This is a genomic window from Streptomyces sp. NPDC058086 (assembly GCF_042885015.1).
Lineage (GTDB): Bacteria > Actinomycetota > Actinomycetes > Streptomycetales > Streptomycetaceae > Streptomyces.
Genome location: NZ_JBHVST010000070.1, coordinates 20,883 through 37,698, shown reverse-complemented (window position 1 = coordinate 37,698; position 16,816 = coordinate 20,883). Strand labels below are relative to the sequence as shown.

Below are 16,816 nucleotides of genomic sequence, written 5' to 3'. Positions count from 1 at the left end.
TTACCATACATCCCTTAACCTTGTACGTCTGTTCGGGCCCCCTCCACCCCCCGCCCCCCCCCCCCCCACCGCCATGTACGCATACGTTCTTCCCGCTGCGAGCCGCCGGGTCAACGGCGGCTCCCCATAGGGAGATCGGGGGTGCACTGGTGCGCATCGGACTGCTTACGGAGGGTGGCTATCCGTATGTGAGCGGTGACGCCAGACTCTGGTGCGACCGGCTCGTGCGCGGGCTCGGGCAGCACGAGTTCGACATCTACGCGCTCAGCCGCAGCGAGCGGCAGGAGGACGAGGGCTGGATCCAGCTGCCGCCGCAGGTCAGCCGGGTCCGGACGGCTCCGCTGTGGACGGCCGAGGACGACGGCGTGGTACACGGGCGACGAGCGCGCCGGCGGTTCGCCGAGTGCTTCGGGGAACTGGTGGCGACGGTGTGTGCCGCACCGGCGATCCTCGACGGCTCGGAGGCCCCGGGCGGTGTGGAGGCCTCCGACGGTGTGGAGGCCCCTGGCGCTGTGGAGGCGGACCGTTTCGGCAGTGCGCTGTACGGGCTCGCGGAACTGGCCCGCGACGAGGGCGGGCTGGTCGGGGCGCTGCGCGCCGAGGGGGCCGTGCGCGTGCTGGAGCGCGCCTGTCGTGCGCCCGGCGCACTGCGTGCCGCGCGTACCGCGCGCGTGCCCGACCTGCTGTCCGTCGCCGCTCACATCGAGCGCGCCCTGCGCCCCCTCTCGCTGGACTGGTACGGGGACGACGGGCTCGGCTCGGTCGACCTCTGTCACGCGGCGGCCGGTGGCGAGGCCGCCCTGCCCGGCCTGCTCGCCCTGCACTTCGCCGGGGTGCCGCTGCTGGTCACGGAGTACGGCGTGCAGTTGCGGGCGCACTACCTCGCCTCCTCCGCCGCCGAGGAGTCCCCCGCGGTACGGGCGCTGCTCGCCGCCTTCCGCGGCGCGCTGGCCGCCGAGGTCTACCGCCGGGCCGCGCTTATCACGCCCGGCAACACCCACGCGCGCCGCTGGCAGGAGCGCTGCGGCGCCGACCGCGCCAAACTGCGCACCGTCTACCCCGGCATGGAGGCCGCCCGCTTCGCGGAGGTGGGCGAGCGGGCCGACGGTTCCGGATGCGCGGAGCCGGACACCCTGGTCTGGGTAGGCCGCATCGAGCCGGCCAAGGACCTGATCTCACTGCTGCACTCCTTCGCCGAGGTCCGCAAGGAGGCACCGAAGACCCGGCTGCGGATCGTCGGCGCACCCGCCGACGGTCCGGAGGGCGCGCTGTACCTGGCTCACTGCAAAGCGCTGGCCGCCCAGCTCTTCCCCGACGAGGCGGAGGGCTTGCACGCGGTCGGCGACAACCCGGTGTCCTTCGAGGAGATCGGCGACCCGGAGGTCCCGAGCCTCGCGGAGGCGTACGCGTCCGGCGCCGTGGTCGTCCTCTCGAGCGTCGTCGAAGGCTTCCCGATCAGCCTGGTCGAGGCCATGTTCTGCGGCCGAGCCACCGTGTCCACGGACGTCGGCGCGGTCGTCGAAGTCATCGGCGGTACGGGGCTGGTGGTGCCGCCGCGTAATCCGCGGGCGCTCGCCGAGGGGTGCGTGGCGCTGCTGCGCGACCCCGAACGGCGTGCACGCCTGGGCGCGGCGGCCCGCGCGCGAGCCCTCGAACTCTTCACGGTCGAGCAGAACATCGCGGCATTTCACGGCATTTACCTGGAGATCGTCTCGCGTTCCCCGGTCCGGCGGCTCGTCGTGGACGACGCGGGAGACCCCCTGCCGTTCGGCGTGCCGGCCGAGGCCCACGTACCCGGCCGGTGGACCGAGGCCCGCCTCATGGCCACGGGACGCCCGCGCTGGGCGGCGGGGGCACCGGTGCGCGCCACAGCTCCGCTGTCCGCGGGGGAGGGCGCGTGATGAGCGAACTCGTACGGGACGGCTCGGGCGGTGCACGCGGCGACGCCGGGGGTGACCCGGGGGGCGACTCCGGCGGCGACCCGGGGGGCGCGCGCACATCCCTCCGCGGTGGTCGCCGCGGCGCCGTGGACCCCGTGAAGGCGCTGATGCACCGGCATCGTGAACTCTGCGAGCGCGCCGTCGACCCCCTGGAGATCGCGGCGGGCCTGGAGGCGCACGGGGTGACCGACCGCACCGCCGTACGGTTCCGGCACCGGGACGTCTTCTCGCTCGCCGAGGAGATGTACGCGCGTGTCGCCCGCGACTCGGACGCGGCGCCGCGGCCCGAGGCCCCCGAACACCCTGGCGCGCGCGCCGACTGGGCCGTGCTCTCCCTGCTGCCGGGCGCCCTGTACGCGGCGACCGTGGCCGGGCTGCGGCTCACCGAGGGGCAGCCGCGCCTCGCGGTCGCCGCCGCCGGCACCCTCGCCGTGACGCTCGGCCTGCGCGCCGCGCTGCGCCGAGGTCCCCTCAGCACCACGCACCGCACGACGAGCGGCACCCGTGCCTGGACCTGCTGGCTGATCGCGTACGCCCTGCTCGGTGACGGACTGCTGAGCGTCGGCATCGAAGGCGGCCCCGACGGCCCCTGGCCCCCGGCCACCGCACCCGTGCTGGCCCTCGCCCTGGCGTGCGCGCCCGCGGCCTGGTGCGCCCACCTCTTCACCGCGGGCGCCCGCCGCAAACTGACCGCGAGCCGAGGCCTGGAGGAGTTCGCCGCCTCCGTACGGCCCCTGCTCCTGGGGGTGTTCGCCCTGTTCCTCTGCGCCCTGGGCGGGCTGCTCGCACTGTGCCGGGAGGCGCCGAGCGAGCCCGGTGCCTACAACGGGCCCAGCGCGTACGCCGGAGCAGGCGCCCTCGGCGCGCTGCTGCTGCTCGCGCGCCTGCTCACGACGCGCGGCTTCACCCACGCCCCGGCCGTCGTCCTCGGCGCCGCGGGCGCGGCCGAAGTGACCGCCCTCACCACGGTCTTCGCGGCCCGCCTGCCCGGCTGCTCGTTCGTCGCCACCCCCGTCGAGACCATCGCCGGCGCCTGGGGTCCGGGCGCCGTCCCGGCCCTGGTGTGCGGCGCGGCCGCGCTCGTCCTCCTGATCCACGCGACCCGCACCCTGACCCGGGCCTCGGCCCACGCCACACCGGGCGGGACGCCATGAGCCGCGACCGGCGCCCGAGGGTCCAGCCCTCGTGCCGGGCGCACCCTCCCGCGGGGCCGACACCGCGGGCGCTCTGTCCGACCCACGGCACCACCCCGAAGGAGAACGCCAGATGATCACCTCCCGAACCGGAGAATCCGCCCCGGGAGCCGCCCGATGAGAGTCCTGCTGATCGGAGCCAACGGATACCTCGGCCGTTTCGTCGCCGACAGACTGCTCGCCGATCCGGCCGTGCAGCTCACCGCGCTCGGCCGGGGCGACGACGCCGACGTACGGTTCGACCTCGCCTCGGGCAGCCCCGGCGCCCTCACCCGCTTCCTGGACGCGGTACACCCCGGGGTCGTCATCAACTGCGCGGGCGCCACCCGCGGCGGCGCCCGCGAACTGACCCGGCACAACACCGTCGCCGTCGCCACCGTCTGCGAGGCCCTGCGCCGCAGCGGCTGCGGCGCCCGCCTGGTGCAGATCGGCTGCGGCGCCGAGTACGGGCCCAGCCAGCCCGGCTCCTCCACGGCCGAGGACGCCGTACCGCGCCCCGGCGGCCCGTACGGCGTCAGCAAGCTCGCCGCCACCGAACTGGTCCTCGGCTCCGGACTCGACGCCGTCGTCCTGCGCGTCTTCTCGCCCGCGGGCCCCGGCACCCCCGCCGGATCCCCGCTCGGCCGCCTCGCCGAGGCCCTGCGCCGCGCCATGCAGTCCGGCGACGGCGAACTCAAACTCGGCGGACTCGGCGTCCAGCGCGACTTCATCGATGTCCGCGATGTCGCCCGCGCCGTGCACGCCGCCTCGCTCTCCGCCGCGCAAGGCGTCATCAACATCGGCTCGGGCCGCGCCGTCCGTCTGCGCGACGCCGCCGCCGTCCTCGCCCGTGTGGCCGGCTACGGGGGCACGCTGCACGAACTCGACGGCCCGCCCGGACCCATGAGGTCGCCCATCGGCCACCCCCGCACCGAACCGGATCACGGGGCGCCGGTCGCATACCCCTACCCGGACGGCTGCGGCAGCTGGCAGCAGGCCGATGTGCGCACCGCGCGCGACCGGCTCGGCTGGCGGCCCCGGATCAACCTCGAGGAATCCCTCGCCGATATCTGGATGGAGGCGGCATGTCGTATCTGACCAGCGCCGCGACGGGCATGGCGAGCACGGACTTAAGGGTCGGCCTCGGCGTCCCCGGCTATGCGCACCCCCTCGTCGCTCCGGCCGAGTGGGGGGAACTCACCCGCCCCGGCACCCCCGTGCACTGGGCCGTCCTGAACGTGGCCAACGGTCCCGGCATCCGCCCCGACCCGCACTGCCTGGAGGCCGCCGGCCGACTCCGCAACGCGGGCGTGCGCGTCCTGGGACACCTGGACGTGACGTACGGCGCACGCGCCTTCGCCGAGGTGATCTCCGACGCACACCGGTATCTCGACTGGTACCGGGTCGGCGGGTTCCTCCTGCACCGCTGCCCCACCGAGCGCGCCGCGCTCCCCGAGGTCCGCCGGGCGGCCACCACGCTGCGCACGCTCCTCGACGACGCGCACCTCGTCCTCGGCCACGGCACCCACCCCTACCCCGGCTATGCCGAAAGCGCCGACCAGCTGGTGACCTTCTCCGGTACCTGGAGCGACTACCGCTGGTCGCAGGTGGCCGAGTGGACCGCCGACTATCCGCCCGAGCGCTTCTGCCACTTCGTGCACGGGATACCGCGCGGCCATCTCGACGAGGCGCTGCGCATCGCACGCTGGCAGGGCGCCGCCACGATCTACTTCACCGACCGCACGGATCACGGTGGACGGGCCGACCCGTGGGAGACGATGCCCGGCTACTGGGACGAAATCGTCTCGCGGATCGGAACGGGTGTCTCGGAATGAAGAAGGGCGTGGCAGTGTTACGGGGAGAACAACCGTAGTGATTGACCGACCAACGGAGTCCCCGTGTCGCTGCCACCCCTGGTTGAGCCAGCTGCTGAGCTCACCGTAGACGAGGTCCGCAGGTACTCCCGCCACCTGATCATCCCCGACGTGGGCATGGACGGGCAGAAGCGGCTGAAGAACGCCAAGGTGCTGTGTGTGGGCGCCGGCGGCCTCGGATCGCCGGCGCTGATGTACCTGGCCGCCGCGGGCGTGGGCACGCTCGGCATCGTGGAGTTCGACGAGGTCGACGAGTCGAACCTGCAGCGGCAGATCATCCACAGTCAGGCGGACATCGGCCGCTCCAAGGCCCAGTCGGCCCGTGACTCCGTGCTGGGCATCAACCCGTACGTGAATGTGGTCCTTCACGAAGAGCGGCTCGAGGCCGAGAACGTGATGGACATCTTCAGCCAGTACGACCTGATCGTCGACGGTACGGACAACTTCGCGACCCGCTACCTGGTCAACGACGCGTGCGTCCTGCTCAACAAGCCGTACGTATGGGGCTCCATCTACCGCTTCGACGGCCAGGCCTCCGTCTTCTGGTCCGAGCACGGTCCCTGCTACCGCTGCCTCTACCCGGAGCCCCCGCCGCCGGGCATGGTCCCCTCCTGCGCCGAGGGCGGCGTGCTGGGCGTGCTGTGCGCGTCCATCGGCTCCATCCAGGTCAACGAGGCGATCAAGCTGCTCGCGGGCATCGGTGAGCCGCTCGTCGGCCGCCTGATGATCTACGACGCCCTCGAGATGCAGTACCGCCAGGTCAAGGTCCGCAAGGACCCCGACTGCGCCGTCTGCGGCGAGAACCCCACCGTGACCGAGCTCATCGACTACGAGGCCTTCTGCGGTGTCGTGTCCGAGGAGGCCCAGGAGGCGGCGGCCGGCTCGACGATCACTCCCAAGCAGCTCAAGGAGTGGATCGACGACGGCGAGAACATCGAGATCATCGACGTCCGCGAGATCAACGAGTACGAGATCGTCTCGATCCCCGGCGCCAAGCTGATCCCGAAGAACGAGTTCCTCATGGGCACCGCCCTGGAGACCCTTCCGCAGGACAAGAAGATCGTCCTGCACTGCAAGACGGGCGTCCGCAGCGCGGAGGTCCTCGCCGTGCTGAAGTCCGCGGGCTTCTCGGACGCGGTGCACGTCGGCGGCGGCGTGATCGGCTGGGTCAACCAGATCGAGCCGGAGAAGCCGGTCTACTAGGAGTCGGTGTACCAGGCGTACGGCTTTTCGGGAGGGGCTCGGCACCGCGCGTGCCGGGCCCCTTTCCGTTGGCCGGTCCCTCGCGGGCCGGGGGTTCGACGGCTGTGCGTCCGTGCGTGGGGTCTTCGCCGGCTGGGCGCTCGCCGACTGGTCGCTCGTCGGCCGGGGGCTCGCCGGCCGGGTGGGCCCGGGTACAGGCCCGCGCCCGTCCGCCGCACCCGCCACTACGACGCGCAGACCTTCCCGTCCTTCGGCACCGTCCCGTCCAGCAGATAGCTGTTCACCGTGGAGTCGACACACTCGCTCCCACTCCCGTAGGCGCCATGGCCCTCGCCCTTCCAGGTGAGCTCCACTCCGACGCCCTTGCCCAGCTCGTCGGCCATTCTGCGGGCGCCCTCGTACGGAGTCGCGGGGTCGCCGGTGTTGCCGACGATCAGGATGGGCGCGGCGCCCGGCGCGCTGACCTCCGGGTTGTCGTACTGGCCGGCGACCGGCCAGTCGTGGCACCAACCCGCGGTGTCCCAGCCCATGAAGTCCCCGAAGACGGGCGAGATCTTCTCGAACTCGGGCAGCAGCTTCTTCGTCTCCGCGGGAGTCGGCCGCTGCTTGTCGTCCAAGCACGATATGACCCGTTGGGAGTGGGTCGTCGTGCCGTAGTGCCCCGAGGAATCACGGTCGTTGTAGCCGTCGGCGAGGGCCAGCAGCCCCGAACCGTCACCGTCCTCGGCGCTCTTGAGCGCATTGGTCAGACGGGGCCAGCCCTCCTTGCTGTACAGGGGCAGGACGATGCCGGTGAGCGCCAGCGTCTGGGTGAGCTTGCGGCCGTCGGCCGTCGGCAGGGGGTTCGCGTCGATGCGGTTCAGCAGGTCCACGATCTTCTGGGAGCCCTGCTTGGGGTTCTGGCCGGTGGACTTGAGGTAGTCGTCCAGGGCGCGCTGGAAGCCCAGGGTCTGGTTCTTGGCGTGGCCGACCGTGTCGGCGCTCGGGTCGACGACGGCGTCCAGTACCAGACGGCCCACGTTCTTGGGGAACAAGTGGGCGTACACGCCGCCGAGTTCGGTCCCGTACGAAAAGCCGAGGTAGTGCATCGTCCCGTCGCCGAGGACCTGGCGCATCAGGTCCATGTCGCGGGCCGTGTCGGTCGTGGAGACGTGTGACAGCAGCTTTCCGGCGGCCTTCGCGCAGCCCTTGCCGAAATCGGCGGCGTCCTTGAAGTACGCGGTCTCCTCGGCCGCGTCGTCCGGGGTGGCGTCCACGGACTCGGCTGCCTGGATCGCCTTGTCGCTGCGACAGCGCACGCCCTCGCTGGCGGCGACGCCGCGCGGGTCCCAGCTCACCAGGTCGTAGCGCTCGTGGAGCGGGCCGACGGCACTCTCGTACGACGGCATCGTGTCGACGCCCGAGCCGCCGGGGCCGCCGAAGTTGAACAGGAGTGAGCCGATGCGCTTGCTCTGGCCGCCGGTCGCCTTCGAGCGGATCAGCGCCAGGCCGATCGTCTCGCCGTCCGGCTTCGCGTAGTCCAGCGGCACCTTGAGTGCCGCGCACTGCCAGCCGCTGCCCGGAGCGGAGGAGCCCTTGCAGTGGCCCCAGTCGAGCTTCTGTGAGGTGAGCGAGGCGGGCAGCCCCGAGGTGGTGCCGGAGGAGGGGGCCCCGGCCGACGGCCGGCCGCTGTTCTTCCCCTCGTCCTTGCCGTCCCCCGACGAGCCACTGCCGCAGCCTGCCACCAGCAGCGCGGCGGCCGCCGCGGCCGTCCACCGTGCGAAACGCGTCATGAACTTCCCCCCTCGCCCGTGGTCCGCCGGATGTCGCGGATCACATGCAGGCCATGGTAGGCGCCCGCGGCCGACGCCGCGGAGGCCTGTGGATAACCGTTTGACCTGCACTTTTCTTGGTGCGGAAGGCGTTGGTTCTAGGCGCAGACGGTTCCCGCGGGCGGTACGGTCCCGTCCAGCAGATAGCCGTTCACCGCGTTGTGCACGCACTTGTTCCCGCTGTCGTACGCGCCGTGCCCCTGACCCTTGTAGGTCAACTCGACGCCGACTCCCTTGCCGAGCGCGTCCACCATCTTCTGCGCGCCCTGGTACGGCGTGGCCGGGTCGCCGGTGTTGCCGACCACGAGGATCGGCGCCGCACCGGTGGCGCTGACGTCCGGGTGGTCGGCGGCGCCCGGGACGGCCCAGTTGGTGCAGCTGAGCATGCCCCAGGCCAGAAAGTCGCCGAACAGCGGTGAGGCGGCCCGGAACGCCGGCAGCCCGGCTTGCACGTCGGAGATCGTGTACCGCGGCTTTTCGTCGGCGCAGTTGATGGAGACGTTGGCCGCGTAGAGGTTGCTGTACTGGCCGTTCTGGTTGCGCCCGTTCATCGAGTCGGACAGCAGCATCAGTGTCTTGCCGTCACCGCTGTACGCCTGCTCCAGGCCCTCCGTCAGGTACTCCCAGAAGTCCTTGGAGTACAGCGCCTGCGCGATGCCGTTGGTGGCCTCGGTCTGGGTGAGCTGGCGTGGGAAGACGCCGGGGATGGGCTTGCTGTCCAGGTCCTTGAGGAGTTTGGCGATGCGGTTCTTGACGTCCTGCGGGGTGTCGCCGATCGGGCAGGGCTCGGTCTTCGAGGTGCAGTCGGTGGCGAAGTTGTCGAGCGCGAGCTGGAAGCCCCTGGCCTGCCCGAGCGCGCTCTGTTCCGGGTTCTGCGTCGGATCGACGACCGCGTCGAAGACGGCGCGCCCCACGTTCTTGGGGAACAAGTGGGCGTAGACACCGCCGAGTTCGGTGCCGTACGAGATGCCGAAGTAGTGCAGCTTGGCGTCGCCGAGCACTTGGCGCATGAGGTCGATGTCGCGGGCCGCGTCGGTGGTGCGCACATGGGGGAGGGTCCGGCCGGAGTTCTTCTCGCAGGCCGCGTTGAACGTCTTCGTGTTGCTGAGGAGGTTCTTCTGCTCGGCGGTGTCGTCGGGGGTGGCGTCCTGCTGGAAGAACACGTCGAGCCGGCTGTCGTCCTCGCACTTCACGCCCGCGCTGCGGCCGACCCCACGCGGGTCGAAGCTCACCAGGTCGTAGCGGGTGCGCAGCTTCGCGTAGTCCTCGCCGAAGGCGGGCAGTGTGCTGACGCCGGAGCCGCCGGGGCCGCCGAAGTTGAAGATGAGGGAGCCGATGCGTTTGCTCTGGTCGCCGCTCGTCCGCGCCCGGATCAGCGCGATCCCGATGGTGTCGCCCTTGGGATCGGCCCAGTCGAGGGGTGCCTTCATGGTGGCGCACTGCCACTGTGTGCCGCCCGGCAGGGGAGAGGGGGCGTTGCCGCCGCCCTCGGACTCGGCAGGGGCCGGGCAGTCCTTCCAGCTCAGCTTCTGGGCCGGCAGGTCCTCGCTCTTCGAGTCGTCGCCGCAGCCCGCCAGCACGGCGGACAGCACAGCGAAGGAGAGGGCCAGCGCAGCGGCGCGCGGCGGAGACGGGTTCGGCATGCTCCCCATCCTGCGGTCGTGCGGGGCAGGGCGCTCGGGGCGCGGGCCGTGCGGGTGAGGGCGCGCGGGGGCTCGTGAGAGAGGGTCGGCGCGGGGCTCTAGAGGGCGCCCTTGCGGGTCAGGTGGTTGAAGAACAGCCAGCCCGGAAGCACCGGAAGCCACAGTGTCAGCAGCCGGTACAGCAGCACCGCGGGGGCGGCGACCTCCTTGGGGAGCCCCACGGCGATCAGACCGACCGTGAGGGTCGCCTCGACCGCGCCGACGCCGCCGGGGGTCGGCGCCGCGGAGCCGAGCGCGTTACCGGCGAGGAAGACGACGGCGACGCTGGCGAGGCTGAGCGTGGTGGGCTGCTGGTGGCCGAAGGCGCGGATCGACGCGTCCAGGCACATCACGAAGCAGGCGGTCAGCAGCAGCATGCCGCCGATGCCGGTGATCAGTTTCTGGGGCCGCTGGAGCACGTCGAGCATGCGCGGTACGACTCCCGCGAACAGCGACCTCACGCGCGTGCTGACGAATTTGCGCAGGAACGGCACCGACGTCACAACGAGCACCAGTACGGCGACCGTCAGCAGACCGGCGATGACCGTGCGGGAGGGCGACAGGGACGGCGTCTTCTCGGTGCCGGTCAGATAGCCGAAGGACAGCAGCATCAGGATGTGGCAGCCGAGCCCGAACAGCTGGGACGCGCCGACACTCGCCACCGCGAGCCCCGGCCGCACCCCCGCACGCTGCAGGAAGCGCGTGTTGAGGGCGACACCGCCGACCGCGGCGGGCGCCACAATCTTCACGAACGAGCCGGCGACCTGTGCCGCGACGGCCCGCATGAACGGCACCCGCTCCGGTACGAAGCCGAGCAGCGCCATCGCCGCCGCGAAGTAGCTCAGCGCGGAGAACAGCACGGCCGCGGCCACCCAGCCCCACTGGGCGTTGTCGAAGAGGGTCCCGAACTCGATGTGGGTGAGCTGCGTCAGCAGGAAGTACCCGCCGATGGCACCGGCGATGAAACTCATCAGCGTGCGCGGCCGCACCCGCTCCAGGCGGGCCGGTTCGACCGGCGCCTGCGGGCGGATCCGCAGCACCTGGTGGCGGATCTGGGTGAGGAGATCCTCCTCGCGTGCTTCGTCCAGTGCCTCGTCGATCGCCCGCTTCTCGGCCCGCTGTTCCGCGCGTACGGCCTTCTTGCCGGGCTTTTCCACCGCGGTCTCGGCGTGCTGGGTCTGTTCCGTGCGGGCCAGCTTGTTCTGCCGGGAGGCTTCCAGGACCGCGTCGCGTTCGCGCTGTGCGCGTTCCCGGGCCAGCTTGCGCAGCGTCGCGCGTGTGGAGCGGGTCAGTGCGATGGGCTGCAGCAGCGGCAGGCAGTCGGCGATCGGGTCCGGGCCGAGCACACCGACGGCTGATGCCACCGTGCGCTCGGCGCCGACGCGCAGCCCCAGCGTGGTCAGCAACTGGGCGATGTCCATGCGCAGCAGCAGATCGCCGGCCGCGATCTCACCGCCGCGCAGATCGGTGAGGATCACCGTGCCGGAACGATCCACCAAAATCGCGTCACCCGCGAGCCTGCGGTGCGCGATGCGTCGCGACTGCAGGGACTGCACCTGGTGCCAGGTGTCGCGCAGGAGATCGTCGGTGATGAGTTCGTCGGGCAGCGAGTCCAGGGTGCGCCCGCCGGTGTGCTCGTAGACGAGCATCACGGCGTCCGGACCGAGCTCGGAGGTCGCGATCAGCTTCGGGGCGTTGGCCCCTGCCGCGATGGCCGCGTACGCGAGGAGCGCCTCCTGCTCCAGGGCCTGGCGCAGCGACTGGAGACTGCGACGGGTGGCGAGGCCGCGCAGCGTCAGGTTCCGCCACACGCGGTAGAAGAAGCCCTGGGCCTGCTGCTCACGGTCGACCACCGTGACGTCCAGCGGCGGGCCGTCCTCCAGGGTGACGAAGTAGCGCCGACCGCGGTCGCCGTTCTCCGTGGTGTCGGGCGTGTCCTCGCGGGCCGCGCTGACGGGGTGGAAGCCGACGTGCCGCAGGCCCGCCATGAGCGTCCGCCCGGTCGGACGCACATTCGGCGAGCCGACCGCGTACAGCGTCCCGTACGCGACGCTCCAGCCGATCAGCACCGTCAGGATGATCGAGAACGGCGTGGTGTAGCCGGTGACCAGCATGGAGAAGGCGTCGAGGAGCAGCACCACCCACAGCACCGCGCGCCAGCGCGGTCTGCGGGACATTCCGACGGCCGTCATGTACGCGATGACCGGCGCCAGATAGCCGTGCACCGGGTCGGTCAGGGCATGGATGTCACCCGGCGAGGGCTGGGTGAGCGCCTCCTGGATGGAGCTCGGGGCGCCCTTGGCGACCCACAGGTCCGTGGCGAGTGTCACTCCGTGCGCGAGGACCGCGGCCAGCACGCCGTCGGCGATGCGCAGCCCGTCCCGCTTGATCAGCCGCTCGATCGCGAAGGCGACCGGCACGAGGAGGATCGCGATGCTCGACGCCAGACCCGCGATCTTGATCAGTAGATCGGGTGCCTGGCCCGTGCCCTTGTTGATGTCCTGTTCGAGTCCCGAGGTGGTGCCGTGCGCGAACGCGGCGATGGCCAGCAGGACGGCGATGGCGAGGACGCCGACCATGAGCCGCATCAGATCGGACGGGCGGTGCACGCGCGCGGGCAGCAGCGGTTCGTCGCCCTCGACCTCGTCGCTGTGGACCTCGTCGCCGCAGTCGTCCTTCGGATCGAGCCGCTTCTGGGCTCGTCCGTGGGTGTCAGGAACGGGTTCTTCGTCCACCGTCGTCGTGGGCTCGTCCGCCGCCTCGCCCAAGTCCTTCGGGTCGGTGTCGCCGGTGTCCGGACGCGACGAGGCCGCGGAGGTGCTCTCCGCGTCTTCGGGGTGCACGCCCTGCTGCCTCATCGTCTCTTCTTGATCTCGTATCACCAGTCACCGCCCGCACGATGGTGGCATGCCCCACCGACACACGGGGGCATCAGGGTGCAAATACGGGGGCGCACAGTCTGCCCGAAGTGCGCCTTCGTGGCGAGGGATACGCACAGTCACCGAATCGTGGCACTGTCGGTGGGATGGGGCAGGATGGGGCGGATGAGCGAGGAGAGCCTTCCGACGGATGTCCTGCCGGAGTACGCGGAGCGGGTCCTTGAGGTCGCCGACTCGATCCCGCCCGGGCACGTGATGACGTACGGGGACGTCGCCGAGTGGCTGGAGGAGGGCGGACCGCGCCAAGTGGGCCGGGTGATGGCCCTCTACGGAGGAGCGGTCCCGTGGTGGCGGGTCGTCCGCGCGGACGGCGCGTTGCTCCCGGGCCACGAACTCGAGGCGCTGGGCCACTACCGCGACGAGGGCACGCCCCTGAAGGAGGCGAGCAGGGCCTCCGAGGGGCATCTGCCGCGCGTCGACATGAGACGGGCCCGATGGGACGGCGGCGAACGCGCGCAGGGTCACACCTGACAGCTTCCGGCATCGGAAGGGGCGATGGGGAACCTGTGGCCCGTACGGGGGAAACGGGGCACGCCCGTGACATGCCGTACGTTCGAGAGCCGGGCGACGCACGTGGTGTGAGGGAAGAAGGGGAAGCCCTCCTTCCACGGTGCTCACCGGCGTAGCGTCGACGGCACGCGTCCCCCTCACCCCGCGTCCACCACCCTGAACGCGCGGTGCTCCTCCCACCCGTCGCCCGACCACCACCCCTCGACGGCGCTCCGCGTCGGCAGTGATATCCCGCACAACCTCCAGGACCGGCGAACCACGTGAGCTCCTCTTCTTCCACCAGGCGCCTGTCGCACCCCCAGGTGCGGCAGGGGACCCGCGGTGCGTACCGACTGGTGCGTACCGCGCCGGTCCGCGTGGGGCCCCCTCGTCTGGACGCAGAGCAGCGCGCGGTGGTTGACCATGACGCGGGCCCGCTGCTCGTGCTGGCCGGCCCCGGCACCGGCAAGACGACCACGCTCGTCGAGTCCGTCGCGGCCCGGATCGCACGGGGCGGCGACCCGGAACGCATCCTGGTGCTGACGTTCAGCCGCAAGGCGGCCGTCGTGCTGCGCGACCGCATGGCGCTGCGCATAGGGGCCGCCCGCGCCCCGCGGGCGACCACCTTCCACTCGTTCTGCTACGCCCTGGTCCGCGCCCACCAGGACAGTGACCTGTTCGTGGAGCCCCTGCGGCTGCTGTCCGGACCCGAACAGGACGTGGCGGTGCGCGAACTGCTCGCGGGCCAGCCCGACCTGGAGCGGCTCGGCCTCGCCCATGTCCGCTGGCCGGACGAGCTGCGTGCCTGCCTGACCACGCGCGGCTTCGCCGACGAGGTCCGCGCGGTACTGGCACGCAGCCGTGAACTGGGCCTGAGCCCCGACGCCCTGACCGCCTTCGCCCGGCGCATCGGCCGCCCCGACTGGGGAGCGGCCGCCGCCTTCCTCGCCGAGTACCTGGACGTTCTCGACCTCCAAGGAGTGCTCGACTACGCGGAACTCGTCCACCGCGCGGTGCTGCTCGCCGGGCGTCCGGGCGTCGCCGAACGTCTCGCCGGGCAGTACGACGCCGTCTACGTGGACGAGTACCAGGACACCGATCCCGCGCAGGTCCGGCTGCTGCACGCCCTCGCCGGCGGCGGCCGCAACCTGGTCGCCTTCGGTGACCCCGACCAGTCGATCTACGCCTTCCGGGGCGCGGACGTGAACGGCATCCTGGACTTCCCCGACGCCTTCCCGCGCGCGGACGGCCGTCCCGCGCCGGTCGAGGTGCTGCGCACCTCCCGCCGCTCCGGCGCCGCCCTGCTCACCGCCACCCGTCTGATCACCCAGCGCATGCCGCTGACCCGCCTTCCGGCGGAGAAGGTACGCGCCCACCGCGGGCTGTCTCCGGTACGGGACGGCGGCGCCGTCGAGGTCTACACGTACCCGACGGCGGGCACGGAGCTGGACAACATCGCGGACATCCTGCGCCGCGCCCACCTGGAGGACGGCGTTCCCTGGGGCGACATGGCCGTCCTGGTGCGCGCCGGCTCCCGCACGATCCCGACGATCAGGCGGGCGCTCACCGCGGCCGGTGTGCCGCTCGACATCGACGGTGACGACCTGCCGCTGCGGCACGAACCGGCGGTGACGCCTTTGCTGACGGCGCTGCGAGCGGTGGCACGCGCGGAGTCGGGTACGGCCGCGCCCTCCGGCGGTGACAGTGACGTACCCGAAGACGTCGACGTAGCTGAGGATGCCGACACATCTGAAGACGTCGACGTACCTGAGGATGCCGACACGCAAGCCGCGCCCTGGCTCGACACCGAAACCGCGCTCACCCTGCTCGCCTCGCCCCTCGCGAGCATGGACGCGGCCGATCTGCGGCGCCTGGGGCGCGCGCTGCGCGAGGAGGAGCGCGCCGCGGGTAACCACGTACCGCCGCCCTCCGACGAACTGCTCACCCGCGCGCTGGCCGAGCCGGAGCGGCTCGTCGCGCACGACCCGGCGTACGCCCGGGGAGCACAGCGCCTCGGCGCGCTGCTGCGCAAGGCGCGGGAGCGCCTGGCGGGCGGCGGGACGGCCGAGGAGGCGCTCTGGGACCTCTGGCAGGGAACACCGTGGCCGCAGCGCCTGGAGCGGGCCGCCCGGCGCGGTGGCGCGGCCGGACGCAACGCCGACCGCGACCTCGACGCCGTCTGCGCGCTGTTCGCGACAGCGGCCCGCGCCGAGGAACGCACCGGCGGGCGCGGTGCCCTCAACTTCCTGGAGGAGATCGAGGCCCAGGACATCGCCGCCGACACTCTCACCCGCAGGGCGGTGCGCCCCGCCGCCGTACGCCTGATGACCGCACACCGCTCCAAGGGCCTTCAGTGGCGCGTCGTCGTCGTCGCGGGCGTCCAGGAGGGCCTGTGGCCGGACCTGCGCCGTCGCGGCTCGCTGCTGGAGGCCGACCGCATCGGACGCGACGGCCTCGCCGAACCCCTCACCCCCGGAGCGCTCCTCTCCGAAGAGCGCCGTCTGTTCTACGTGGCCGCCACGCGCGCGCGTGAACGCCTGGTCGTCACCGCCGTGAAGGCCCCCGCCGACGACGGCGACCAGCCCTCCCGCTTCCTCACCGAACTCGGCGTCGAACCCAGGGACGTCACCGGCCGCCCCCGCCGCCCGCTGTCCGTCGCCGCCCTGGTCGCCGAACTGCGCGCCACCACGGTCGACCCGCGGGTCTCGGACGCCCTCCGGCAGGCCGCGGCCCACCGCTTGGCCAAGCTCGCCGCCCTCGGCGACGAGGACGGCCGCCCCCTCGTGCCGTCGGCGCACCCCTACCGCTGGTGGGGCATGTACGAGCCGACCGAGAGCAAGGTGCCGCTGCGCGACCGCGACCAGCCCGTCGTGCTCTCCGGAAGCGCCCTCGACCAGCTCGCCAACACCTGCGCCCTGCAGTGGTTCCTGGGCCGCGAGGTCAAGGCCGACGCGCCCGCGACCGCCGCCCAGGGCTTCGGCAACGTGGTGCACGTCCTCGCCGACGAGGTCGCCTCCGGACGCACCCCCGCCGACCTCGCCGTCCTCATGGAACGTCTGGACTCCGTGTGGAACGCGCTCGCCTTCGACGCGCCCTGGAAGTCCGCGCAGGAGAAGGAGCACGCGCGTGTGGCGCTCGAACGCTTCCTGAAGTGGCACGTCGACTCCAACGGCGTCCGTGCGGGACGTGTGCCGGTGGCCAGTGAGCACGACTTCGACGTGACCCTGGAGGCGGGCGACTACGAGGTGCGCATCCGGGGCTCCATGGACCGCGTCGAGACGGACACCGAGGGCCGCGCATACGTGGTCGACTTCAAGACCGGCAAACATGCGCCCAGCGCCGCGGAGGTGGCGCACCACCCGCAGCTCGCCGTCTACCAGCTCGCCGTCCGTGAGGGGGCCGTGGACGACACCTTCGACGGCGTACGCCCCGAGCCGGGCGGCGCGGAACTCGTCCAGCTGCGCCAGGGTGCCGCCAAGAAGAACGGCGGCGAGACCCTCCCCAAGGTGCAGGCCCAGGAGCCCCTGGAGGGCGAGTGGGTCGGCGACCTGCTGGCCACCGCGGCCGGGAAGGTCCTCGACGAACGGTTCTCCCCGACCACGGGACAACACTGCACACACTGCGCTTTCCGGGCATCGTGCAGCGCTCGGCCCGAGGGACGCCACGTGGTCGAGTGAGGGGCCCAAGAGGACGTCACGTCAGCGAG

At 72.0% G+C, this 16,816-nt stretch carries 10 protein-coding genes; 7 read left to right on the top strand and 3 right to left on the bottom strand.

The window, feature by feature from the left end; translation table 11 throughout:
- Positions 1-149: 149 nt before the first annotated feature.
- From ACFVWD_RS38700 to moeZ, 5 genes are all read left to right on the top strand, one after another.
- Positions 150-1,901 (top strand): DUF3492 domain-containing protein, encoded by a 1,752-nt coding sequence (locus ACFVWD_RS38700; protein WP_389602685.1) that lies wholly within the window; start codon positions 150-152, stop codon positions 1,899-1,901.
- Positions 1,901-3,094: a hypothetical protein gene (locus ACFVWD_RS38695; protein ID WP_389602684.1), complete on the top strand. Its 1,194-nt coding sequence runs from the start codon at positions 1,901-1,903 to the stop codon at positions 3,092-3,094. Before ACFVWD_RS38700 ends, ACFVWD_RS38695 begins: the two co-directional genes overlap by 1 nt.
- A 156-nt stretch (positions 3,095-3,250) precedes the next feature.
- Positions 3,251-4,210: an NAD-dependent epimerase/dehydratase family protein gene (locus ACFVWD_RS38690; RefSeq protein WP_389602683.1), complete on the top strand. Its 960-nt coding sequence runs from the start codon at positions 3,251-3,253 to the stop codon at positions 4,208-4,210.
- A complete protein-coding gene (locus ACFVWD_RS38685) occupies positions 4,198-4,947 on the top strand; it encodes a spherulation-specific family 4 protein (protein ID WP_389602682.1) in 750 nt (249 codons plus the stop codon). Before ACFVWD_RS38690 ends, ACFVWD_RS38685 begins: the two co-directional genes overlap by 13 nt.
- 63 nt (positions 4,948-5,010) lie before the next feature.
- The gene (gene moeZ, locus ACFVWD_RS38680) at positions 5,011-6,189 is read left to right on the top strand and encodes an adenylyltransferase/sulfurtransferase MoeZ (protein WP_054228190.1); all 1,179 of its coding nucleotides are present in this window, start codon (positions 5,011-5,013) and stop codon (positions 6,187-6,189) included.
- 224 nt (positions 6,190-6,413) lie between these two features.
- Here the strand turns inward: moeZ and ACFVWD_RS38675 are convergent, their stop codons facing one another.
- The 3 genes from ACFVWD_RS38675 to ACFVWD_RS38665 form a co-directional block, all read right to left on the bottom strand.
- Positions 6,414-7,961 carry an alpha/beta hydrolase gene (locus ACFVWD_RS38675; protein WP_389602681.1) on the bottom strand — a complete coding sequence of 516 codons (1,548 nt, stop codon included), beginning with the start codon at positions 7,959-7,961 and terminating at the stop codon, positions 6,414-6,416.
- 137 nt (positions 7,962-8,098) lie between these two features.
- The gene (locus tag ACFVWD_RS38670) at positions 8,099-9,643 is read right to left on the bottom strand and encodes an alpha/beta hydrolase (protein ID WP_389602680.1); all 1,545 of its coding nucleotides are present in this window, start codon (positions 9,641-9,643) and stop codon (positions 8,099-8,101) included.
- Between the two features lie 98 nt (positions 9,644-9,741).
- On the bottom strand, positions 9,742-12,540 hold the full coding sequence (locus ACFVWD_RS38665; RefSeq protein WP_389602679.1) for a lysylphosphatidylglycerol synthase domain-containing protein: 2,799 nt from the start codon (positions 12,538-12,540) through the stop codon (positions 9,742-9,744).
- Positions 12,541-12,726: 186 nt separating this feature from the next.
- Here ACFVWD_RS38665 and ACFVWD_RS38660 point away from each other — a divergent pair, with 186 nt between their 5' ends.
- Together ACFVWD_RS38660 and ACFVWD_RS38655 are read left to right on the top strand one after the other, a co-directional pair.
- Positions 12,727-13,092: an MGMT family protein gene (locus ACFVWD_RS38660; protein WP_389602678.1), complete on the top strand. Its 366-nt coding sequence runs from the start codon at positions 12,727-12,729 to the stop codon at positions 13,090-13,092.
- 299 nt (positions 13,093-13,391) lie between these two features.
- The gene (locus ACFVWD_RS38655; RefSeq protein WP_389602677.1) at positions 13,392-16,787 is read left to right on the top strand and encodes an ATP-dependent helicase; all 3,396 of its coding nucleotides are present in this window, start codon (positions 13,392-13,394) and stop codon (positions 16,785-16,787) included.
- The last annotated feature ends 29 nt before the right edge of the window (positions 16,788-16,816 follow it).

What these genes read in the sequence shown, in the direction of transcription:
- ACFVWD_RS38670 (WP_389602680.1), bottom strand. Translation starts at nt 9,643, where the DNA reads ATGCCGAACCCGTCTCCGCCGCGCGCCGCTGCGCTGGCCCTCTCCTTC.
- ACFVWD_RS38695 (WP_389602684.1), top strand. Translation starts at nt 1,901, where the DNA reads ATGAGCGAACTCGTACGGGACGGCTCGGGCGGTGCACGCGGCGACGCC.
- ACFVWD_RS38660 (WP_389602678.1), top strand. Translation starts at nt 12,727, where the DNA reads ATGAGCGAGGAGAGCCTTCCGACGGATGTCCTGCCGGAGTACGCGGAG.
- ACFVWD_RS38690 (WP_389602683.1), top strand. Translation starts at nt 3,251, where the DNA reads ATGAGAGTCCTGCTGATCGGAGCCAACGGATACCTCGGCCGTTTCGTC.
- ACFVWD_RS38685 (WP_389602682.1), top strand. Translation starts at nt 4,198, where the DNA reads ATGTCGTATCTGACCAGCGCCGCGACGGGCATGGCGAGCACGGACTTA.
- ACFVWD_RS38665 (WP_389602679.1), bottom strand. Translation starts at nt 12,540, where the DNA reads ATGAGGCAGCAGGGCGTGCACCCCGAAGACGCGGAGAGCACCTCCGCG.
- ACFVWD_RS38675 (WP_389602681.1), bottom strand. Translation starts at nt 7,961, where the DNA reads ATGACGCGTTTCGCACGGTGGACGGCCGCGGCGGCCGCCGCGCTGCTG.